The following is a 21,466-nucleotide window of genomic DNA, read 5'->3' as shown; positions in this document are numbered from 1 at the left end:
CATTCATGCTGGTGTGAACAAAGCGGCTTATGTCTCGTATTTTACTGATTATTCTCTGTCTAATCTCTTTCTCGGGCGCTGCAAATTCGCCCTTGAACCTCAATAAGCGTCTTGGCATAGGACAGGATTCCCAGGTCAGTAATAAAAGTACCGCTGAGCAGCTAGCGATCCTTGAGCAGCAGCTTACCGAACAAAAAGCCCTGCAATCCAATTTTGATGCCATCATTCATAGCTATGAGAGTCAGAAGCAGGCGCTAAACCAGCAACAGAAAGACTCCACCTCCCCCCTTAAGTACAACCCCAATCAAGATTTGAGTCAGCAGGCGTCACTCTCTTACCTCAGACTGTCAGAACTCAAGGACACAGAGGCCAATCTCGCCAATCAGGTCAATGAGCTCATTAAGCGTCAGCGTCAGCTTCCTAGCCTGATCAGCCAGGCCAACCTCACCTTGTCTAAACATAAACAGGCCACTGAAAACGACAACCAGCCTCTGAGTGAGATGCAGCGCCGAGTCTATATACAGACGCTGTCGACACTCGAGTCGGAACTGGCAAGCAGCCAGAAGCAGATCGCTCTGACCCAAAAGCAACTCGCCTTAGTGCGCAGCCAGCTGGTGCAGCAAGAAGCCTTAATTGAAAAACTCAACAGCGCGATTGCCGAACAGCGCCATAAGGCAACCGCTGCGACCATTGCGGCCAGCCAGATAGAAACCAGCATCACAGACGATGCCATCGCTCTCAAGCTTAACGCGCAGAATCAGGCCTATGGTGAGCAGCTTAAAGAGCTGACTCACGCCATGACAGCTGCAGTCAATAAACAGGAGCAGGCGGAGACCCAGTATCAATTACAGGCTAAGCAGCTCACTAATATTCAACAGCAGATAGGCTTAGTTAAACTTAATTCGGCCTTTGGCGAGCGCTTCTTACGTATCCTTTACTCTCTGCCTAAGCCGCCGAGCCAAGATAAGATCAGCAATGAGATCGCCAGTGCACGTCTGGCACGCTACGAGATAGAGCAAGAGCAAGCCCTACATCCTCTGCTCAGCAATAGCGAACAGGCACTAACGCCACTGCAGGAAAAACTCCTGAGCGCTCAGCAAACACTGCAACGTCAATTACTGGAAAATTATGATCTCTACCTGGGCGAACTGGCAGAGCTCAGAGTGCAATATGAACAGCTCAGCCAGCAGTATCAAACGCTCAAAACCACACTTAACGAACACCTATTTTGGGTGGCAAATGCCAATAGCATAGATGGCCACTGGGTAAGTGATCTACTCCAAAGCACCCAGTGGCTACTCACCCAGGCACCTTGGCATCAGGTAAAAGACTCCCTGAGCGAACAAAGCACTCTCTGGTCATGGTGGGTGATCTTAATGGTACTTTGCTTGGTGATGCAGGATCTGATCACGCCCAAATTTACCCAATTGATGGCGAAAAACGTCACCTATGTGGGCAACGTTACCCAAGATAAGTTTATCTATACCTTCTACACTCTGGTGGCCTCCTTACTCTACAGCACCATCAAGCCACTTCCGCTGATAGTCGGTGGCCTTATCTTCCACCTAAGCGACCATAACTTGGTCTCCTCTCTTGGGATGGGAGTTTTGGCCATAGGCATGCTGTATCTGCTATACCGTTTCACCTATCTATTGGCATTAGACAATGGTTTGCTGATCGGCCACTTTAAAGGAAATAAGCTTATCATTCGCGCCGGCCAGCAACGTCTGCGCGCCCTGACTGTACTGGCCATGCCCATCGTGGGCGTCGTCGGGTTTACCGAGACCCTAGAAGCCTCTATGGTACGTAACAGCTTGGGGCGCGGGGCCTTTATTCTGCTGGCGGTCATGCTGTTTTGGTTCTACCGGGATCTTTTGAGCCTATCGAAGCTAGAACATCACTATCACCAGAATGATAAGAACAAACGACTACTACAAAAACTGCTCTGGTCGATACTCATCTTATTGCCACCCATCTGCGCTGTACTGGCCTTTAGAGGTTACTATTTCACTGCCTACCAGATGCTACTGCAGCTTCAGCTTTCATTGATCTTATCGTTAAGCTTTATCCTGCTGTATCTACTGATAAAGCGCTGGATGTTGATCGAGCGACGACGCATAGCCTTCAACCGTGCCAAGGCTAAGCGCGCCGAGATCTTGGCTCAGCGTGAAAAAGAGGACGATCCCAACAGCAATGAGCCTCCCGATACCTATGAAGAGCCGGTGGTAGATTTAGAAACCATCTCCAGCCAATCTCTCGGACTGGTGCGCTCACTGCTCACCCTGGCATTTTTAATCAGTCTGATAGGGCTCTGGACACAAACCCATAGCGCCATCTTCTCCTTCTTGGACGGCATCACCCTATGGACCAGCTCGAGTACAGTCGATGGTATCGCTCAACAGCTTCCCATCACCCTAAAGTCCCTGCTGCTCGGGCTGATCATCGTCGGCTTCTCGCTGATGATTGCCACCAATTTACCAGGTCTGTTAGAACTGATGATCCTACAGCGACTGGATCTCTCTCAGGGCACAGGCTTTGCGGTCACTACAGTAAGTCGCTATTTAGTGGTCTTCTTCGGTATGCTCAGCGGTTTTTCCACCCTGGGGATGGAGTGGTCTAAACTACAGTGGCTGGTTGCCGCTCTCTCTGTAGGTCTGGGTTTCGGTCTGCAGGAGATCTTCGCTAACTTCATCTCGGGTCTGATTATACTCTTTGAGAAACCAGTACGAATCGGCGATACCGTAACTATTCGTGAGCTCACTGGCACCGTCAGTAAGATCCAGATCCGCGCAACCACCATTGTCGACTGGGATAGAAAGGAGATCATTGTTCCCAATAAGGCCTTTATTACCGAGCAATTGATTAACTGGTCTCTGTCAGATCCTATTACCAGAGTGATCGTCTATGTCTCTGTTGCCAGAGATTCAGATCCGGCGAGGGTAGAAGCCGCCCTGTACCAAGCGGTTGAAGAGTGTGATGACGCTTTGACGACACCTGAACCTGAAGTCTGGTTTGCTGGTTTTGGTAAGCATACCCAAGATTATGAAATTCGCGCCTATGCCAAGGATATGAACACACGTTGGCCACTCAGACACAAACTGCATAAACAGGTGAGTAAAACACTCAGAGAGAACAACTTAGAGCTCGCCTATCCACAACTTGAGGTGCATATTAAAGGTGGTCAGAACAAAGAGACTCAGGGGTTAATTAGAAGCTAATGCGTATCTATGCTCATCGTGGGGCCAGTGGCTACGTTGCCGAAAATACCCTGGCTGCCATCAAAAAATCGGTCGAACTTGGCTGCAACGCGGTCGAGATAGATGTCCACAGTGTCGAGGGAGAACTCTACGTATTCCATGACCGTAGACTCGATGGAAAAAGCTCTGGAACTGGGCTGATTGAAGAGGTCACCCAAGAGTATCTGGCAAGTGTCACCGTAGATGGCGAGCCCATCCCAAAACTTTGGGATCTGCTGGTCTATCTGCAATCTTTTAACGCCCTGATCAACATAGAACTCAAGGGGTTAAACTCTATTGAGCCCTTTATGGCACTCTATCCTCAAATACTAAACAAGCTTAGTTATCGCGCCGATCAGCTACTTATCTCCTCTTTTCATCACGGCTTCCTGTTTAAGCTACGACAAGCCTACCCAGAAGCCGTGCTGGCACCGCTTATCGAAGGCGTACCAGAAGACTTAGCCGCCATCGTTACTCGCCTCAATGCCTTCTCTTTGCACCTTAGCATCAACTTCGTCAACCGAGAGTTAGTACAAGACGCCCATGCCCGCGGTGCTATGGTATTTGTCTATACCGTCGATAATCGCGACGATATCCATTATCTCGCGCAGATGGGCGTCGATGGCATTTTCAGTAATTTTCCTGATGTCAGCGCAGACTGTGTTCATCAGTTGTTGCTCACGCGTGAGGCCGCAAGTACCTACTCTCCTTAACATGCCCAACAAATAAGCAAATCTCATAAGCGGTATAGACACCTTTGGCTTTTTTTGTAACTGTAAGCTTAACGCTTATCCAAACAAAAGAAGCATCTCAACGAGATCATCACACAGGGCTTAGCAGCCAAAAGACAATAGCAACTGATGCAAATCAGGGTCTAACAACACAAAAATAAAAACAGCAACAAGGACTCGCTATGGAACACAAGCTACTGCTACTCACCAGCGACAACGACAAATACCGCACTTTACTCGGCTCTTGTCACCTTCCTCATCTAACACTGCTTGGCGACGATCCGCAAAGCATACTCGATGCCGATATCTGGCTGGCCGAACCACCACTGGCGGCGCCATTAGTCGGCCACGCCAAACAGATAAAGTGGATGCAGTCCACCTATGCTGGCGTCGATCTTCTGGTGAAACCCAGGCTACGCCGAGACTATATGCTCACCAATGTGCGGGGCATTTTCGGCCCCTTAATGAGCGAATACCTGTTTGGCTATCTGCTGGCCCACCAGCGTCAGCACAAGCAATATCAGTCGCAGCAAGCTGAAAAAATATGGCGTCCCGGTAATTTTCGCACTCTGCAGGGACAACACCTTCTACTGCTCGGCACTGGTAATATCGCCAAGCACCTCGCCCAGACTGCAAAACATTTTGGTATGCGGGTCACTGGGATAAATCGCGGCGCTAAGCCAACCATAGGCTTCGATAATGTCGATACTCTGTCAAACCTATGTCACCACATAGGCCAAGCCGATGCCATCGCCGCTATCTTACCCAGCACGCCGCAGACGCAAGGCGCACTCAATAAACAGTTGCTGGAGCTAATGAAACCCGAAGCCATCCTCTTCAACTTGGGACGGGGTGATGTACTGGACCTTGACGCCCTCTTCGCACAATTACAGCAGCATCCACAACAACAGGCTATTTTAGATGTGTTCAATCAGGAGCCGCTGCCAGCAGAACACCCCATCTGGTCACTGGAGAATGTCATCATCACCCCTCACATCGCCGCCCCTAGTTTCCCTGAACAGGTGGTAGAGATCTTTGCCAACAACTACCACAAATTCATCAAGGGCGAGCCCCTAAGCCATAGGGTCAACTTCGAGCGCGGCTACTAAGCCGGCGTATCAGACAGATCCCCCATAACCTGGGGGATGGATCACATTTTTTAATTACGCAGATTATTGCCCTTCGCTACTGTCTATAACTAGTCGTTATTAGCATTGAGAATCGTTTTCATTTATACTTGCATGCATCTGAAGTAGAGGGGTTAAATCAATGTACGTTTGCTTATGCCATGCTATTACCGACAAGCAAATTAAAGAAGCCGTAGATCAAGGTGATATGTCGCTAGCCGATGTAAAGCGCCGTCTAGGTGTTGGTAATCAATGTGGTAAATGCAGCCGAATGGCAACTGACATCATTCAGGCAAGACTGGATGTCACCCCCAATTTCTACGAAGTGGCTTAACGCCTACTTCTACCCTTATTCCATAAAAAAAAGCTGCTTAATTGCAGCTTTTTTTATGGTCAATTCACTAGAGCGTCGGTTCATCCTCGCCCAACTCTACCTTGTCCACGCGCTGTAACCCTCTAGGCAACTTGGCGCCCCGACGGCCACGCTCACCGCGGTAATGCTCAAGATCGCTCGGCTTAAGAGTCAGCTTACGCTTACCCGCCCACAGGGTCACCGCGGTATCTTGCGGCACAACATGTAGGTGCACCAGCAACTCTTCACGGCTCTTGGCCCTGTCACTCGGGATACCTATGATCTTATTGCCCTTACCCTTAGCCAGTTGCGGTAAGGCATCGACAGAGAAGAGCAACATACGCCCTTCGTTGGTGATCGCCAAAATCGACTCACTACGGCTCTTATCTACCCGTTTCGGCGGCAGCACCTGGGCATTGGCCGGCAGACTCAGTAACGCCTTACCCGCCTTATTACGAGACACCATATCCTTATAGTCGCCGATAAAGCCGTAGCCCGCATCCGAGGCCAGCAGGAAGCATTGGCCATCTTCACCCAGCAAGGCATGAACCATAGACTCCCCAGGAGACAACTGGAAGCGAGTCGTTACTGGTTCCCCCTGGCTTCTGGCCGATGGTAGGGTGTGGGTATCGGTGGCAAAGGCCCGGCCTGTGGAACCGATAAACACAGTAGCATGATTGCTCCGCCCTGAGGCGGCGCAGAGGAAGCCATCACCCGACTTGTAAGAGAGTGCCGTTGGGTCGATATCATGCCCCTTGGCACAACGCACCCAGCCTTTCTCAGACAATACAACAGTTACCGACTCGGCCGGTACCAGCTCCTGCTCCGACAGGGCGCGAGATTCGCTGCGCTCAATCAAAGGTGAGCGGCGCTCATCGCCATAGGTTTCGCTGTCTTGCTTTAACTCTTTCTTGATCAGGGTCTTCATGCGGCGATCTGAGCTCAGCAACTGCTCAAGTTTCTCACGCTCAGCTTCCAACTCGCTCTGCTCAGTCTTGATCTTAAACTCTTCCAGCTTCGCCAGGTGGCGCAGTTTAAGGTCTAAGATGGCATTGGCCTGTTCTTCCGTCAGCTTGAAACGAGCCATCAGCTCGGCTTTCGGATCATCGTGATAACGAATGATCTCGATCACCTCATCAATATTGAGGAAGGCGATCATCAAGGCTTCTAAAATATGCAGCCTTGCCAACACCTTATCTAATCTATGTTCCAGACGACGTCTGACCGTGGTCAATCTGAACTCCAACCACTCGGTCAATAGCTGTTTCAGCCCCTTGACCTGGGGTCGCCCGTTAAGCCCCAATACATTGAGGTTAACGCGGAAGTTCTTCTCAAGATCTGTGGTGGCAAACAGATGAGCCATCAGTTGATCGCAATCGACACGATTGGAGCGTGGTACAACCACGATACGCACAGGGCTCTCGTGGTCGGACTCATCACGCAGATCCGCCACCATAGGCAATTTCTTCGCCTGCATCTGAGCCGCGATCTGCTCCAGGATCTTACCGCCGCTAGCCTGATGGGGCAGCGCGGTGATCACTATCTCACCCGACTCTATGGTGTAAACGGCGCGGGTCTTGATTGAACCGCGACCCGTGTCATAAATCTTGGCGATATCGGCCTTAGAGGTGATGATCTCCGCCTCGGTCGGATAATCCGGGCCGGGCACAAACTCCATCAAACGCTCGAGATCGGCTTTAGGGTTATCGATCAACTCAACGCAGGCATTGACCAACTCACGGGCATTATGGGGCGGCACATCGGTCGCCATGCCCACAGCAATCCCCGTAATGCCGTTTAGCAAAATATGTGGCAAGCGCGCAGGCAATACCAGCGGCTCTTTCATAGTACCGTCGAAGTTAACTCCCCAATCGACAGTGCCTTGACCCAGCTCACTCAGCAATACCTCAGAAAACTTTGAAAGACGCGCCTCGGTGTAACGCATTGCCGCGAATGACTTAGGATCGTCCGGTGCACCCCAGTTTCCTTGACCATCCACCAGCGGATAGCGATAGGTAAAAGGCTGCGCCATCAAGACCATGGCTTCGTAACAAGCGCTGTCACCATGGGGATGGTACTTACCCAAGACATCACCCACAGTTCTTGCCGACTTTTTGTGCTTCGACTGAGCCGTCAGGCCCAGTTCGCTCATGGCATAGATAATACGGCGCTGAACTGGTTTCAAACCGTCACCTATGTGCGGCAAGGCGCGATCCATGATGACGTACATTGAATAGTTCAGATACGCTTCTTCGGTGAAACGTCTCAAAGGCATCTGTTCGACGCCATCGAGGCTTAAATCTATCGCATCACTCATTGGTTAGGATCCTGTTGTTCACTCGCTTCACTTTCTTCGCTCGCGTTCTCTTTATAAAACAGGCGATACACATTGCCTTTCAAATCGTCTGAAATGTACATGGCACCATCTGGCGCCATAATTAAGTCATAGGGCCTGGCGACAGGAAACTCACCATCAAGAAAGCTCACTACCGTCTGGCGCTTGCTGATCTGTTGACCTTCCAGGGTCAACATGGTGACCTGATAACCTATCTTACTAGAACGATTCCAAGAGCCATTTTCTGCCACAAAAAGCTGTTCTCTATACTTCTCTGGAAAGCTATTGCCACGATAGAACTCAAGCCCCATGGGTGCCACGTGAGCCGGTAGCTCAAAGACGGGCCGGGTGACTTTAAGCCCTTTGGGTTTCTCGTAGGCGGGTTCTAGTACGCTACTGGCATGGATATAGGGAAAGCCATAGTGAGCACCTATGGTATCGACACGGTTAATTTCATCTGGTGGCAGTCGGTCTCCCATCCAGTCGCGGCCCAAATCGGCAAACCACAGCTTGTTATCGCCAGGGGCCCAGTCAAAACCTGTGACATTGCGGATCCCTGTTGCTATCTGCTCGCTGCTGCCAGTTTCTAGATCGATGGCAATGATACTACCAAAGGGCGCATGGGCCTCGCAGACATTACAAGGGGCACCTATGGCGACATAGAGACGACCATCGGGTCCAAAACGCATTGCCCGGCGGCTCTTATTGGTCTTACCCGGCAGGCGATCATAAATCTCTTTACCACGGCCTGGGCGTCGCAGGCGGTTCTCTATATCGACATAGCGTAGAATGCGTTCCTCTTCGGCGACGTACAGGTCACCGTTATGAAAGGCTATCGCCTCTGGGTATTCCAACCCTTTGGCGACCACATAGCGCTTATCGACTCGGCCATCGGCATTGCTATCGACCAAGGCCTGAATGGTACCCGCCTTATAGGAACCGACAAACAGAGTACCCTCATCGCCCAACGCCATCTGCTTGGCGTCACCAAGGTCAGAGGCATACAGGGATAATCCAAACCCTTTGGTGACAGTGATCATGATAGGTTGTTCGGCTCTCACGCCGAGCGTCACCCCAGTCGCCATCATGGCAAAAAAAGTACTCAGAAAATAAAAACTAACTCTTTTTTTATGCATTATATTAAGCTTGTCTAACAAATTATCTTTTTTATTTTAATGACATAGCTATAGCTGGGCTAAGTCGCCTTTGGTTTCTAACCAGGTCTTGCGATCACCTGAACGCTTCTTCGCCAGCAACATGTCCATGATAGCCATAGTGTCATCGGCGTCGTCTATGGTTAACTGTACCAGCCTTCTTGTGTTGGGATCCATGGTGGTTTCCCTCAGCTGTAAGGGATTCATCTCACCCAAACCTTTGAATCGGGTCACTTGTACCTTACCCTTTTTCTTCTCGGCGGCGATGCGATCTAAAATGCCCTGCTTCTCGGCCTCATCCAGGGCGTAATACACCTCTTTACCCACATCGACCCTAAACAGTGGTGGCATGGCGACATAGATATGTCCCTTCTCCACCAACACCTTGTAATGCTTCATAAACAAGGCGCACAGCAAGGTTGCAATATGCAGTCCATCGGAATCGGCATCGGCAAGAATACAGATCTTACCGTATCTCAGTTCAGAAATATCTTCGCTGTCAGGATCGCATCCGATTGCCACCGAGATGTCATGTACCTCTTGAGAGGCCAACACCTGCGACGCATCCACCTCCCAGGTATTGAGGATCTTACCACGCAGCGGCATGATCGCCTGAAATTCACGATCCCTCGCCTGCTTGGCGCTGCCGCCCGCCGAGTCACCCTCCACCAGGAAGAGTTCGCCGCGCATAGGATCTTGGCCACTACAATCGGTCAACTTGCCCGGTAGCGCTGGGCCAGAAGTGACCTTCTTACGCGCTACCTTCTTGGCAGCCTTCAGGCGCTTCTGCGCATTGCTGATGCACATTTCGGCCAAGGCTTCGGCCTGATCTGTATGGGTGTTGAGCCAGAGGCTAAAGGCATCACGCACAATCCCCGAGACAAAGGCCGCACTTTGACGGCTAGAAAGCTTTTCTTTGGTCTGCCCGGCAAACTGAGGATCTTGCATCTTTATCGATAAGATGAAACTGCTGCGATCCCAGATATCTTCTGGTGACAGCTTGATCCCCCGAGGGATCAGATTGCGAAACTCACAAAATTCACGCATCGACTCAAGCAGGCCCTGACGGAAGCCATTCACATGTGTGCCCCCCAGCGGGGTCGGGATCAGATTCACATAACTCTCGTTGAGTGAATCCCCCCCTTCGGGAAGCCAGGTAATGGCCCAATCAACCGCTTCGGTATTACCCGTCATGCTGCCGATAAATGGCTCTTCGGGCAGGGTCACTGCGCCCTGCGTCGATGACTTAAGGTAGTCGGTGAGGCCACTCTCGTAGCACCACTCCTCAACATCACCCGTCTGCTTGTTAGTGAACTTAATTCGTAACCCAGGGCAAAGCACCGCCTTGGCCCTAAGCAGATAGATAAGCTTAGGGATAGAGAAATTGGCTGAATCGAAATAGCTGGCGGTTGGCCAGAAATGCACCCGCGTACCGGTATTGCGGCGACCGCAAGTACCTGTCACGGTGAGATCTTCCACCTTATCGCCATGCTCGAAAGCCATATCATAGATCTGGCCGCCACGACGCACAGTGATCTCGACACGATTAGACAGGGCGTTCACAACCGAGATACCGACCCCATGAAGGCCGCCAGAGAATTGATAGTTATTGTTGGAAAACTTACCGCCGGCGTGAAGCTTAGTCAGGATGAGTTCGACCCCGGGAATGCCCTCTTCCGGGTGGATGTCGACAGGCATACCTCGACCATCGTCGATCACCTCTAACGAGTTATCTTTATGCAGCACTACATCAATCTTGGTCGCGTGTCCCGCGAGGGCTTCATCGACACTGTTATCGATAACCTCTTGCCCCAAATGATTTGGACGCGTGGTATCGGTATACATACCGGGTCGACGTTTTACCGGATCGAGTCCATTGAGGACTTCAATTGCATCTGAAGTGTATTGGTTAGTCATAGCGCACACAGTATATTGTTATTCAGGCCATGTTGCGGCCCTACATGTCTATTTGTCAAGAAACAGGAATCGACAGATCCCCTCCATCTGCTGTTGATATCCGACAAAGCTGTGATCACCACCTGCTTCAATCAGCATCTGACAACATTGGTATTTATTCACTGCTTGCCGATAATCGAGCACTTCATCCCCTGACTGCAGTAACACAAGAAAACGGTCTGGATGCTGAATCGCGGGTGTATCATACTTGGCGACCTCCAACTTGTGCTCGGGTAAAATTTGATAAGCTTGATCTGTGTAGGGATTGTACTGGGGACCGAGAAACTCATCAAACAGCTCAAAAGGCTTCACGGCAGGGTTAACTAATACGGCTCGGCCACCATAGCGTTCGACCAGATAACTGGCAAAGTAGCCCCCAAGGGATGAACCAATAAAACGCAGAGACTCACCCTGAGCCAAGGCCTGCTCAACCAGATCGATTAACATCTCCATCGCCGCTTCAGGTGTGGCTGGCAATTGTGGTTGAATAATTTTGAGCTGTGGAAAGTGCTTGGCTATATATTGGGCCGTTACCACGCCTTTATCTGACTGTGGTGAACTATTGAATCCATGAATATAGAGCAGCATATTTCCTCGACAGCGATTGATAAAACGGCAAATCAGGCCCGCCGATACGAAGCACCATAGGATAAGTGGCTCCATACGGCACCGGCATCAAGATGCTAACATCGGCGACGCAATTAACCAAATATTAACGCTCAATAATAGACAAGGCCCGCATTGTCTAGCGGGCCTTATAAGGCTAGTAACCGCTCGATTCGTGATCTGGTGAAAACTTATTTCCAGGCACCCGATAGACATTGGTCAAAATGGAACCGTCGGGTCTGAGCTCGAGCAGGCGATAACCCGGCTGCTGAGCATCGAGGGCAAAATAGGGAGACTTAGGCTTAAACTGAATGCAGGTCGACGGGGTCGCCATCAATCGCAGCGGCCCGCTATTTCCAGCATAGACCTGATCTAACCCTTGATGCACATGGCCCCACAACAAGCCCTTAACCTGAGGCAGTGACGATACCCGGTAGAGAAACTCCTCGCCATTGTCCATACAGTGTTGATCCAACCACTTGCAATCCACCAGGATAGGATTGTGATGCATAGCTAAGAGCGTATGTTTATCGGGATGGGCAGCCACAGCCTCTTCGATAAATGCCATCTCACTGTCGGCCATATGCCCACCAGGTTTCCCCCTAACGGTGGAGTCCAACATGATAATTTGCCACTTTCCCAACAGGATACGCCTATCACCATAGACCCTAGGGCCCTGCATATGCAGATTCATGATACGCGGGTCGTCATGATTGCCAGGCAAGTAATGACAAGGAAGATTGAGTTTTTCGATGGCTGCCACAAAGTTGTGGTAAGACTGGTTTGAATAATCTTGGCTAATATCACCAGTTGCCAACAGGAGGTGTGCCGGGTATTCAACCGCTTTTATTGTGTTTAACACAGCATCCAAGCTATGTGCGGTGTTGACACCCAACAACTGCGCTTCGGGATCAGCAAAAAGATGAGGGTCCGTCACCTGAACCAGCTTAACGCTCTCATCGTGATCAATAGAATAAGAGATAGCCTCTTTTAGCACATTAAAACCCTAAGATTCGGACTGACAAATAACTCGGGCATGGTTGTCAATCATGAGTAGCTCTTCAAGAAAAGCATTTACCTGATACTTTTCGTCTCTATGGTACATACGTATATTCGGGTAATCATATACTGGTCTTAATCGATAAATCTGTCGACTAGTTAACACTTCTGCTAATTTAGCGTCATGGTAAACACGTACTACAACTTTAGGAGTATCAACATATTGCACCATATCCAGCGTTCGGGATATCTCGACTAATTGAGTGTATTGAGTGTTTTCCAGCAGCCGCACCTCTAGGCAACCGAAATCGCCTTCGACCTGCCAGCACTCTCCCTGCTCACAATTGGCTGGCAGCCAGCGTAAGATATTAAAGTAGTTGCGACTACACAGGGCAAGAAATCGACTCACATTGACCTGATAGTCCTGCTTGCGCTTATTTAACGACACACTCACTTGGTTGACCTTAAGTTTTGATAATGTAACTGCAGCCACTGCAAGCCAATAACAGTCGAAGCATTGTTGATGATGCCGTCACACAGCAGTTGATAAGCAGCCTCTCGCGGCATCACATGCACCTTAATATCCTCATGCTCCTCATCCAGCCCGTGCAGGCCATCAGCCTGACAAGCATCGACCTTGGCCCAGTAGAAGTCAAACCTTTCACTGGTACCACCAGGGCTTGAAAAATACTGACTGACATAGTGCATCTCACTGGCCACCAATCCTGATTCTTCTTGCAGCTCACGATGGGCGACCTGCTCTGCCGACTCGCCCGTCTCAATCATGCCGGCAACTAATTCTAGCAGCCAAGGCGTCGGTGCGGCCTCCAGGACAGGAATACGGATCTGTTCAATCAGCACTACCTTGTCGGTCACGGGATCGTAGGGTAAGACTACCACGGCGTGGCCACGCTCGAACACTTCACGCACCACCTCCTGACTCCAGCCTCCGGCAAACAGCCTATGCTTGAATCTGTACTCTTCCATGCGAAAAAAGCCCTGGTAAAGGGTTCTTTTGCCCAACATTTGTACATCATCACCGGTGAATTTCTGGCTCATATCACATCCCACGATTTTGTTAGTGATTGCTTATCCCAAAGGGCTCACAATATAGCATGTTGATCGCTAAAATTTGCAGACTTACAGTTAAAAACTGTTACACTTCCTAGTTGACTTAAAAATGGTTAATTTCTTAATATCTTAACCTTAATAAGTTTAGATCTATGGGAAGCGTCGGGAAGCGCAAACCGCTTTTGAGCAAATGAATTGCCAGAAGCATCACTTAACTTTATTAAGTAAATGGCTCCCATCTAGGAGTATTTATGTCTAAAAAAGGACAGCTAATGAAATTTAAGATCCGCACCTTATGTGCAGCGTTGACGCTTGCAGCAACGACTACTGCCGTGCAGGCCGACGATCTCCTGCAGATATACCAGCAGGCCCTAACCAATGATCCTGTTGCGCTGCAGGCACAAGCACAGCGTGACCGTCTTTACGAGCAGATCGAAGAAAACCGTGCTCCACTCCTACCAACTATCAGTGCCAACATTGGCTATGGAAAAAGTTGGAGCAACGTTGATGATGACATGTACAACAGCGGCCTAGATGCAGGTGTCTCGCTGAGACAGGTCATCTACGATCATAGCGCCTGGGTCGGACTCGATCTTGCGGAGCTTGCCGCCTCTCAAGCAGACGCGGCCTATGCCTCGACACTTCAGTCCCTGATCATTCGTGTCACCAGTGCTTATTTCGATGTCTTAGCCGCGAAAGACAACTATGAATTTAAAGGCGCAGAAAAACGTGCTATCGAGCGTCAGCTTGAACAAACTAAACAACGTTTTGCTGTGGGCCTTACCGCCATTACAGACGTACATGAAGCCCAAGCCCAATATGACTTGGCTCGTGCATCTGAAATTCTGGCAGAAAACCAGCTGATCAACAGCTACGAAGCCCTGCGAGAAATCACCGGCATAGACCACAAGTCTATCGATATCTTAGATACCACACGCTTTACCGCGGTACCACCAACCCCAGGTAACCCAAGCGAGTGGCTAAAGATGGCCGAAACCAATAGTGTAGATCTGTTAACGACACGTATCGGTAAAGATATCGCTCAGCAAACCATCTCGCTTTTTAAGGCCGGTCATATGCCGTCATTAAGCCTTAATGCGGGTTACACCACCAATCTGGATCAGCAGAATCAGACGGGTAACTTGAACGATTATGACAATGCCAATGTCGGTTTGACCCTTAGCGTGCCTATCTTTGAAGGCTTTAAAGTCAGTTCCAAAGTCAATCAGGCTCAATACCAATACGTAGAAGCCAGTGAAAAAATGGAGCAGACTTTCCGCAAGGTAGTCAAAGATGTGCGTAACAACTTCAATAACGTTGGCGCTTCTATCAGCTCAATCCGCGCCTATGAGCAATCTGTGGTCTCTTCAGAAAGTGCGCTGAAAGCCACCCAAGCCGGTTTTGAAGTCGGTACCCGTACCATTGTTGACGTGCTCAACCGTACGCGTGACCTATACGACTCTAAGCGTCAGCTCTCTAATGCCCGTTACGGTTACATCAACTCTATCCTAGCGTTGAAACAGGCCACAGGCACATTGAGCGAAGACGATGTCATCGCCATCAATAACGGCCTAAAGGCACCAGAAGTCAGTCAGTAAGACCTCTGAAAGCAAGCCTTTAGACATAAAAAAACCGCCATAATGGCGGTTTTTTTTATGCTTGAAACAAGACGTTAGAAAACCAGTTCAAGTCCGGCAAAATAGCCTTTGAACTGCATATTAGCGGTCACACCATCGAAGTCATTCACGTCAAAGTTAAAGTCACGGTAACCGAAACGGATCTTAGTATCCAATGCCGTACCATCAAACGCCCAGCCTAGGCCCAGCTGATAGTCATAGACGCTACTTTCATCTACGCCCTGCATCACATCGGCAAAAACATACAAACCTATGCCAGGAATCCCCACTTCGGCGTTGGCATAGGCCATCACGACACCATCATCGAGATCTTTCTGTGAGTAGGCACCCACTACGCCAGATGGCGAGACCTGATGAACACGAAAAGAGCCATGCATCTTCTTATAGGCGGCACCAAGATCCAAAGCGACGATATCGTTATCTAGCAGCTCCCAATAAAGTACAAAATCGGTATTGCTCAGGTTACTCGCCGTAGTCACGTCGTCGTTAAACACGTTACCACCAAAAGCCCAGTCGCCACCGAGTGTTGCTTTACCATCGGCATCCAAACGGTTTTCGCGGATCTTAAAGTTTGGCACTAATGGAATTGGGTGCTCGATAGCAACCCATACACTGCCTTGAGATGAAGAGCTGTAATCAAACTCTTGTTGGGCTACTCCTTTTTGCGCAAAGGTGCCCTCTGCATCGGCTTCCCAATAATCACCACCCACTTTAAAACCAACAACTGTGGCCGCGTGTGCGGACGTCGCTGCTATAGACCCTAGCAGTGCACATGCAACTAGTGTTTTTTTCATCTATTTAGCCTTGAGTCAATAAGTTAGTTAAGTCAATCACCGCGGCATTTGCGCGGGAAATATAATTGGCCATCACGAGAGAATGGTTGGCCACTATGCCGAACCCAGATCCATTTAAGACAATTGGGCTCCACACAGACTGCTGAGTCTCTTCCAGTTCACGAATGATCTGCTGTAAGCTGACCTCAGCATTTTTCTTCTTCAGTACATCGGCAAAGTCGACCTCAATCGCCTTCATAAAATTAAGCAGTGCCCAGGTAGCACCACGAGTCTCGTAGAAGACATCATCTATCTTCCACCAACTGGTTTTAATCTGCTGGCTCGCAAGGTTAGGAGTCGATTGACTGGCTTCAGTCTCGCCAGCCAGATCGGTATTAATACGCTCCTGCCCGACACTGGCAGACAAACGCTGAGACATACTGCCCAAACGCTTCTGCACCTCTTTCAACCATTCATTTAAATTATCGGCACGAGCATAAAATTGGGCATCTGGATTATTGGTATCAGCAATGCGGGCACGGTAGAGCTTCAGCAGCTTAATGGCGTCACGGTACTCGCCTTCGGCGCTAGGCACCAGCCAACTCGTGTGTTCGATATTCAGCTTGGAATGAGCCGCCAGTAGATCTTTATCGGCGGTAGACTGCGACTGTGAGCGACTAAACTCTTTGCGCATGATCAGCGCCAAGTCCCTCGCCTGCTCGATGGCACCAAACTCGAAAGCGGGCATATTATCCATAAACAACGAGGGTGGCATGACATCATTCGACAGCCAACCGCCATTTTTATCCAGGAGTGTTTCCATGGTCAAAATCAAAGACGTCGTTGTCGCATAACCGACAATCTTATGGCCTGACTCATTATTGAGCTGATGAGGTTCTATACCATCGGGCTCAATGCTCCACCAAACGCTGATGATGTAGCCAATAAAAAACAATATGGCCACCGCTAGACTGACCCGTTTCCATGTTACCTGCATATGATTACTCCATTAATGGTGATGATGATGCTCACCATCATCTTGTGTCGCTGCCGCTTGCTTGCTAACTGGAAGCGTCACTTGCTGCTCGCTGCCATCACTAAACTTTAGCCTTAACACCACTTCCTGTCCTTCGGTCAGCGGTTGTTTTAGTCCTAACAACATCACATGATTCCCCGAGGGTTTCAACTCAAGGTTACTGTGACTCGCCAGGGTAAACTTAGGCAATTGACGCATCTTGATCACGCCATCTTCTTCGATCAGGGTATGTAATTGCGCTTCCCCCGCCACGTCGGTCTCGACACCAACCAGATCAAGATCTGGCCCGTGATTCATCAGGGTGAAATAGGCAGCAGTGTTAGGCACGCTCGGCGGCATGGCTCTGACATAGCCATCCACAAACATGACGTTTGCTAATACAGAAAATGAAGTGCATGATAGCAAGACGAAATTAAACGCTTGTTTGAAAATCTGTTTCAATGCCTTAAACTCCTTTTTAACCCCATTTGCCTATAAGGATTATTGACCAATGAGTACTATTCAATTTCAAGATGAGCAGGGCGTTCGCATCATCACGATCAATCGCCCCGACAAACGCAACGCGTTGAACCTTGAGATGTACACTCGGCTCACAGAATACCTTATCCAAGGGGAGTCCGACAACGGAATTAACGCCTTTCTGCTTAAAGGTGAAGGTGATTGCTTTACCTCTGGTAATGATGTTGCTGACTTTTTAAAAAATAGTGACTTAGGACCGAATCACCCCACCTTCAAGTTCCTGTTTACCCTACTTGATCTCACTAAACCTATAGTCGCAGCAGTGGCTGGCCCAGCAGTTGGGATTGGCACAACTTTACTATTGCATTGCGATCTTGTGTACGCCGACAACACGGCTAAGTTTCAGCTGCCCTTCATCAATCTAGCCCTTGTGCCAGAAGCAGGTGCCAGCCTATTACTGCCCCGCCTTGTTGGCCAGACCAAAGCCAATGAACTCTTGCTGCTAGGTGAACCTTTCGACGCTCAAAGCGCCCAAGCCATGGGGCTTATCAATCAAACAGTGCCAAGCGATGAACTCATGAATTACGCCTTGGCGCAAAGCATCAAGCTGGCACAGAAACCTCCTCAGGCACTCAAGATCAGTCGTCAATTGCTCCGAGGCGATAAGGCGCTTATCAGAGAGCAGATGCTAAAGGAGTTAGAAGAGTTTGCCCTAAGATTACAGAGCGACGAGGCTAAGGCGAAGTTTAAGGCCTTTCTCAGCAAATAATGACTCAACTTGGCTAGTCGACTCGACTGGCCAACCCGACTCCCCATGCGGCCAACAATAACAAAAGTAGCGGCCAAAATAGGGAAAAACCCGCAAACATCATGGCGATGGCGCTCAATACGCAGAATGAAGAAACCAGGGCGATAAAACTAAATGCCAGTGTCAGCCATAAAAGTAAAATCAGTAACAGTGCGCTGACCAAGGCACTACTCCACAAACCAATATCTATCCATTGGGGCGATTCGAGAGTGATATAAAACCAGCTGACTTCAAAGTAATGGCCTAGTATCAGAATGGTCGCCGCGACAAAGGTAATGACTCCCAAGACCAAGAAGATATCCAGTGCTTTATGTAATACTGTACGTCCTTTCACACTATCATTCCCTAGGTACTAATAACCGGGTTTCCACTTGGGCAGCACCAGCGCCAATACAAAATAAACCAATAACACTAAGGCGGGATTCATAAAGGCTGCAACCGCCCAAACCACTCGAGTCCACAGACAAGACCAGGCAAACTTATCCGCCGTCATCGCCGCGACACCACACACTATGCTGCGGGGATTTTTCAGTCTTCTAACCAGATCATCGATATTCATAACGCTTGTCCTTACATCAAAAAAGTCTTGAGCTTCCGCTATAACACCTTATGCCATTTCAACGTACAGACTAAGGTTGCGCAGAGCGCGAAGCTCAATACAGGGAGCAGTAATAGTGCTGCTAACTCAAATAGATAAGTCATAGTTATTCCTTAACCAGAGTTATTCCTTAACCATTGCACTCGTCATTGGCGCTTCTTCAGTTGTTGTCGTTGTTTCGGCCAACTTGACGTTGGTATCAAACAGTGATTCTGACAACTGCGCCTGCAGTGATAGGCTAAGTTCCTGCTGAGCGGTGGCCATCATCTCTTGCATTTGAGTGGCTAAATGACGCTCCAGCTTGGCGGTAATATCTGTTGGGATAAAGTCGTCTGCCGAGGCAGAGAAGCTAGCACCTACTAGTAGAGAGGCGATTAGCGATACTTTAGTTAGCTTGTTCATGATGTCTTCCTTTCCATTTCGTTTATGACATCTTAGACAATACAAAGGGTGTGCCAACTTTGATATTCAGACATAACAATATGATAAATAAGCATTTATCTAAAAATAATGATTCGGTGAAGGATTTTTTAAGAAAAGCGAAAATCAACAAATAGTGAGTTTCACTACCCGCTGGTAATTTTCACTATTTTTGGTGGTTAGTTTAAATAATAAACAAAAAAAGCCACTAACACTGCAGTGGCTTTTACGATGAGATATGGGTTAAACCCATACTAAATAAGGCTTATTTTATATCGCCTATTTAGCATCCATACTAGCACGCGCTTGATGCACGACCTCGATACCTGCGCCAGGCTTATGAGCGTTTTCACTCAAATAACGACGCCAGGCCCGAGACCCCGCCTCGCCTTGATACAAACCTGTGATATGGCGAGTGATATGATTTAGTCGTCCGCCGGACAACAGATGTTTCTCTATATAAGGAATCATATTCTCCAAAACGGCATCTCTGCTCAACACAGGCTTATCCGAGCCACACAACTGCTGATCCACCTGCGCTAACATATATGGGTTCTGGTACGCTTCACGCCCTACCATGACGCCATCTAGCTGGGTCAAATGCTCGCCGCACTCAGCCAATGTCTTAACGCCACCATTGATGGAGATGCTCAGCTGAGGGTAATCCCGCTTGAGGCGATAGACTCTGTCATAGTCGAGCTCGGGGATCTCGCGATTCTCCTTGGGACTAAGCCCCTGCAGCCAAGCCTTACGGGCATGAATAATAAAAGTGTCACAACCGGCCGCGCTCACCTTATCGACAAACTCAGTCAGAAATTCGTAGCTATCTTGGTCGTCGATACCAATGCGAGTCTTCACTGTTACCGGAATATCCACCACCTGATTCATCGCCGCCACACACTCGGCTACCAGGTCAGGCTCAGCCATCAAGCAGGCACCAAAACGGCCATTCTGCACGCGATCCGATGGACAGCCCACATTAAGGTTAACCTCATCATAGCCGCGCTCGGCCGCTAGTTTGGCACACTTGGCCAGATCTTGAGGATTTGAGCCTCCTAGCTGCAAAGCAAGCGGGTGCTCTTCCTGGTTATAGGCGAGATAGTCACCCTTGCCATGAATGATTGCGCCGGTCGTCACCATCTCGGTATACAGCAACAACTCAGAAGACATGAGACGCGCGAAATAGCGATAGTGTCTGTCAGTCCAATCGAGCATGGGCGCAATGGAGAAAGTACGATTAATGGCAGTTGGCATAGTGGCAGATGACATAAATAAGGATAACCCAAGTTTAGCAGTGCCCTTCTAGGGGCTGGACGCGCATTTTACACCGCATGGCGGCAAATGAACACTCCAGCGCGAGTATACCATCCCTGCATAACCACAGAGATTCGGGCGCGAAAAAGAAAAACCCAATCAAATGACTGGGTTTAGGGTTATTTATGTTAGCTAATCTTACATAACTATAATAACTGGGATCTAGAACGGGATATCGTCGTCCCAGCCATCATCCAGATCCGGCGTGAAGTTTTGCTGAGGCTGCGGCGCAGGACGTTGCTGCGGTGCTTGTTGCGGCGCCGCCTGTGGCTTAGGAGCGTAGGCTGGTGCCGCTGGTGCGCCATAACCTTGTTGTGGTGCCGCTTGCTGCGGCGCGCCATATCCACCCTGAGGCGCTGCGCCCGATGGCTGTGGTTGTGATTGTGATTGTGGTTGTGCACGTGGCGCTGGAGCCGATTGCTGAGGCGCATACTGGTTCTGCTGCGGTGCACCATAACCTTGCTGACCACCTTGACCGCCTTGACCTTGAGCACGGCTATCAAGCATCTGCATCTCGTTGACATTGATCTCTGTCTTATAGCGATCTTGGCCTGTCTGCTGATCTTGCCACTTGCTGGTCTGCAGCTTGCCTTCAAGATAAACTTTTGAGCCCTTCTTCAGGTACTCACCGGCGATCTCAGCAAGACGACGGTACATTACAATGTTGTGCCACTCTGTACGTTCTTGCATCTGACCTTGTTGGTCTTTCCAAGACTCACTGGTCGCCACTGTAAAGTTGGCTACGGCGTTGCCGTTTGGCATGTAACGAACCTCGGGATCTTTCCCTAAGTTACCGACCAAAATTACCTTATTGACACCACGACTGGCCATTGAAATCTCCTGCGATAATCTTA

General features: G+C 49.4%; 21 protein-coding genes. 6 read left to right on the top strand and 15 right to left on the bottom strand.

Annotated elements, in window-relative coordinates; genetic code table 11:
- The first annotated feature begins 29 nt into the window (after window positions 1–29).
- The 4 genes from CFF01_RS02660 (at window position 30) to CFF01_RS02645 (ending at window position 5,428) form a co-directional block, all read left to right on the top strand.
- On the top strand, window positions 30–3,218 hold the full coding sequence (locus tag CFF01_RS02660; RefSeq protein ID WP_088903769.1) for a mechanosensitive ion channel domain-containing protein: 3,189 nt from the start codon (window positions 30–32) through the stop codon (window positions 3,216–3,218).
- Window positions 3,218–3,949: a glycerophosphodiester phosphodiesterase gene (locus tag CFF01_RS02655; protein ID WP_088903768.1), complete on the top strand. Its 732-nt coding sequence runs from the start codon at window positions 3,218–3,220 to the stop codon at window positions 3,947–3,949. The genes CFF01_RS02660 and CFF01_RS02655 overlap by 1 nt, the downstream gene beginning before the upstream one ends.
- A 200-nt stretch (window positions 3,950–4,149) precedes the next feature.
- Window positions 4,150–5,076, top strand: coding sequence for a D-2-hydroxyacid dehydrogenase (locus CFF01_RS02650; RefSeq protein WP_088903767.1), 927 nt, complete (start codon window positions 4,150–4,152; stop codon window positions 5,074–5,076).
- 160 nt (window positions 5,077–5,236) lie between these two features.
- Window positions 5,237–5,428, top strand: coding sequence for a bacterioferritin-associated ferredoxin (locus tag CFF01_RS02645; protein ID WP_033538759.1), 192 nt, complete (start codon window positions 5,237–5,239; stop codon window positions 5,426–5,428).
- A 67-nt stretch (window positions 5,429–5,495) separates the two neighbouring features.
- Here CFF01_RS02645 and parC read toward each other — a convergent pair whose 3' ends face one another.
- The 7 genes from parC to nudF form a co-directional block, all read right to left on the bottom strand.
- Window positions 5,496–7,763, bottom strand: a complete 2,268-nt coding sequence (parC, locus tag CFF01_RS02640; RefSeq protein ID WP_088903766.1) for a DNA topoisomerase IV subunit A — start codon at window positions 7,761–7,763, stop codon at window positions 5,496–5,498.
- Window positions 7,760–8,869, bottom strand: a complete 1,110-nt coding sequence (locus tag CFF01_RS02635) for a PQQ-dependent sugar dehydrogenase (RefSeq protein WP_052125552.1) — start codon at window positions 8,867–8,869, stop codon at window positions 7,760–7,762. Before CFF01_RS02635 ends, parC begins: the two co-directional genes overlap by 4 nt.
- A gap of 96 nt (window positions 8,870–8,965) precedes the next feature.
- On the bottom strand, window positions 8,966–10,852 hold the full coding sequence (gene parE / locus CFF01_RS02630; protein WP_033538762.1) for a DNA topoisomerase IV subunit B: 1,887 nt from the start codon (window positions 10,850–10,852) through the stop codon (window positions 8,966–8,968).
- 48 nt (window positions 10,853–10,900) lie between these two features.
- Complete coding sequence (locus tag CFF01_RS02625) at window positions 10,901–11,479, bottom strand: YqiA/YcfP family alpha/beta fold hydrolase (RefSeq protein WP_033538763.1); 579 nt, start codon at window positions 11,477–11,479, stop codon at window positions 10,901–10,903.
- A gap of 175 nt (window positions 11,480–11,654) precedes the next feature.
- Complete coding sequence (gene cpdA / locus CFF01_RS02620) at window positions 11,655–12,494, bottom strand: 3',5'-cyclic-AMP phosphodiesterase (protein WP_088903765.1); 840 nt, start codon at window positions 12,492–12,494, stop codon at window positions 11,655–11,657.
- Window positions 12,495–12,503: 9 nt separating this feature from the next.
- Entirely contained in the window at window positions 12,504–12,950 is a 447-nt protein-coding gene (locus tag CFF01_RS02615; protein WP_033538765.1) for a DUF1249 domain-containing protein, read from the bottom strand.
- Complete coding sequence (gene nudF, locus CFF01_RS02610) at window positions 12,947–13,555, bottom strand: ADP-ribose diphosphatase (RefSeq protein WP_033538766.1); 609 nt, start codon at window positions 13,553–13,555, stop codon at window positions 12,947–12,949. The genes CFF01_RS02615 and nudF overlap by 4 nt, the downstream gene beginning before the upstream one ends.
- Before the next feature lie 284 nt (window positions 13,556–13,839).
- On the opposite strand from nudF, the gene tolC reads away from it, so the two are divergent.
- Window positions 13,840–15,165: an outer membrane channel protein TolC gene (gene tolC, locus CFF01_RS02605; RefSeq protein ID WP_033538779.1), complete on the top strand. Its 1,326-nt coding sequence runs from the start codon at window positions 13,840–13,842 to the stop codon at window positions 15,163–15,165.
- 74 nt (window positions 15,166–15,239) lie between these two features.
- Here the strand turns inward: tolC and CFF01_RS02600 are convergent, their stop codons facing one another.
- From CFF01_RS02600 to CFF01_RS02590, 3 genes are read right to left on the bottom strand one after another with little or no spacing between them, the layout of a single operon-like run.
- The gene (locus CFF01_RS02600; protein ID WP_033538780.1) at window positions 15,240–15,998 is read right to left on the bottom strand and encodes a TIGR04219 family outer membrane beta-barrel protein; all 759 of its coding nucleotides are present in this window, start codon (window positions 15,996–15,998) and stop codon (window positions 15,240–15,242) included.
- 4 nt (window positions 15,999–16,002) lie between these two features.
- Window positions 16,003–16,974, bottom strand: a complete 972-nt coding sequence (locus CFF01_RS02595) for a DUF2333 family protein (RefSeq protein WP_033538781.1) — start codon at window positions 16,972–16,974, stop codon at window positions 16,003–16,005.
- A gap of 12 nt (window positions 16,975–16,986) precedes the next feature.
- Complete coding sequence (locus CFF01_RS02590) at window positions 16,987–17,454, bottom strand: copper chaperone PCu(A)C (RefSeq protein ID WP_033538782.1); 468 nt, start codon at window positions 17,452–17,454, stop codon at window positions 16,987–16,989.
- A gap of 49 nt (window positions 17,455–17,503) precedes the next feature.
- Here CFF01_RS02590 and CFF01_RS02585 point away from each other — a divergent pair, with 49 nt between their 5' ends.
- Complete coding sequence (locus tag CFF01_RS02585) at window positions 17,504–18,241, top strand: enoyl-CoA hydratase (RefSeq protein ID WP_088903764.1); 738 nt, start codon at window positions 17,504–17,506, stop codon at window positions 18,239–18,241.
- Between the two features lie 13 nt (window positions 18,242–18,254).
- Here CFF01_RS02585 and CFF01_RS02580 read toward each other — a convergent pair whose 3' ends face one another.
- The 5 genes from CFF01_RS02580 to CFF01_RS02560 form a co-directional block, all read right to left on the bottom strand.
- Complete coding sequence (locus CFF01_RS02580; protein WP_088903763.1) at window positions 18,255–18,614, bottom strand: hypothetical protein; 360 nt, start codon at window positions 18,612–18,614, stop codon at window positions 18,255–18,257.
- Between the two features lie 18 nt (window positions 18,615–18,632).
- Window positions 18,633–18,839: a PspC domain-containing protein gene (locus CFF01_RS02575; protein WP_033538785.1), complete on the bottom strand. Its 207-nt coding sequence runs from the start codon at window positions 18,837–18,839 to the stop codon at window positions 18,633–18,635.
- A gap of 162 nt (window positions 18,840–19,001) precedes the next feature.
- The gene (locus CFF01_RS02570; RefSeq protein WP_088903762.1) at window positions 19,002–19,280 is read right to left on the bottom strand and encodes a hypothetical protein; all 279 of its coding nucleotides are present in this window, start codon (window positions 19,278–19,280) and stop codon (window positions 19,002–19,004) included.
- A 297-nt stretch (window positions 19,281–19,577) separates the two neighbouring features.
- Entirely contained in the window at window positions 19,578–20,567 is a 990-nt protein-coding gene (gene dusA / locus CFF01_RS02565) for a tRNA dihydrouridine(20/20a) synthase DusA (protein ID WP_088903761.1), read from the bottom strand.
- A 207-nt stretch (window positions 20,568–20,774) separates the two neighbouring features.
- The gene (locus CFF01_RS02560) at window positions 20,775–21,443 is read right to left on the bottom strand and encodes a single-stranded DNA-binding protein (RefSeq protein WP_088903760.1); all 669 of its coding nucleotides are present in this window, start codon (window positions 21,441–21,443) and stop codon (window positions 20,775–20,777) included.
- Window positions 21,444–21,466: the final 23 nt, after the last annotated feature.

The organism is Shewanella marisflavi (genome assembly GCF_002215585.1).
In the GTDB taxonomy this organism is placed as follows: Bacteria; Pseudomonadota; Gammaproteobacteria; order Enterobacterales; family Shewanellaceae; genus Shewanella; species Shewanella marisflavi.
Note: the sequence above shows the minus strand (reverse complement) of the source record. Positions and strands in the feature narration are given on the sequence as shown.

Bases quoted from the DNA above. Each gene is read 5' to 3' on its own strand.
- CFF01_RS02660 (WP_088903769.1), top strand. From the start codon at position 30: ATGTCTCGTATTTTACTGATTATTCTCTGTCTAATCTCTTTCTCGGGC.
- CFF01_RS02655 (WP_088903768.1), top strand. From the start codon at position 3,218: ATGCGTATCTATGCTCATCGTGGGGCCAGTGGCTACGTTGCCGAAAAT.
- CFF01_RS02650 (WP_088903767.1), top strand. From the start codon at position 4,150: ATGGAACACAAGCTACTGCTACTCACCAGCGACAACGACAAATACCGC.
- CFF01_RS02645 (WP_033538759.1), top strand. From the start codon at position 5,237: ATGTACGTTTGCTTATGCCATGCTATTACCGACAAGCAAATTAAAGAA.
- parC (WP_088903766.1), bottom strand. From the start codon at position 7,763: ATGAGTGATGCGATAGATTTAAGCCTCGATGGCGTCGAACAGATGCCT.
- CFF01_RS02635 (WP_052125552.1), bottom strand. From the start codon at position 8,869: ATGATGGCGACTGGGGTGACGCTCGGCGTGAGAGCCGAACAACCTATC.
- parE (WP_033538762.1), bottom strand. From the start codon at position 10,852: ATGACTAACCAATACACTTCAGATGCAATTGAAGTCCTCAATGGACTC.
- CFF01_RS02625 (WP_033538763.1), bottom strand. From the start codon at position 11,479: ATGCTGCTCTATATTCATGGATTCAATAGTTCACCACAGTCAGATAAA.
- nudF (WP_033538766.1), bottom strand. From the start codon at position 13,555: ATGAGCCAGAAATTCACCGGTGATGATGTACAAATGTTGGGCAAAAGA.
- tolC (WP_033538779.1), top strand. From the start codon at position 13,840: ATGAAATTTAAGATCCGCACCTTATGTGCAGCGTTGACGCTTGCAGCA.
- CFF01_RS02600 (WP_033538780.1), bottom strand. From the start codon at position 15,998: ATGAAAAAAACACTAGTTGCATGTGCACTGCTAGGGTCTATAGCAGCG.
- CFF01_RS02595 (WP_033538781.1), bottom strand. From the start codon at position 16,974: ATGCAGGTAACATGGAAACGGGTCAGTCTAGCGGTGGCCATATTGTTT.
- CFF01_RS02585 (WP_088903764.1), top strand. From the start codon at position 17,504: ATGAGTACTATTCAATTTCAAGATGAGCAGGGCGTTCGCATCATCACG.
- CFF01_RS02575 (WP_033538785.1), bottom strand. From the start codon at position 18,839: ATGAATATCGATGATCTGGTTAGAAGACTGAAAAATCCCCGCAGCATA.
- CFF01_RS02570 (WP_088903762.1), bottom strand. From the start codon at position 19,280: ATGAACAAGCTAACTAAAGTATCGCTAATCGCCTCTCTACTAGTAGGT.
- dusA (WP_088903761.1), bottom strand. From the start codon at position 20,567: ATGTCATCTGCCACTATGCCAACTGCCATTAATCGTACTTTCTCCATT.
- CFF01_RS02560 (WP_088903760.1), bottom strand. From the start codon at position 21,443: ATGGCCAGTCGTGGTGTCAATAAGGTAATTTTGGTCGGTAACTTAGGG.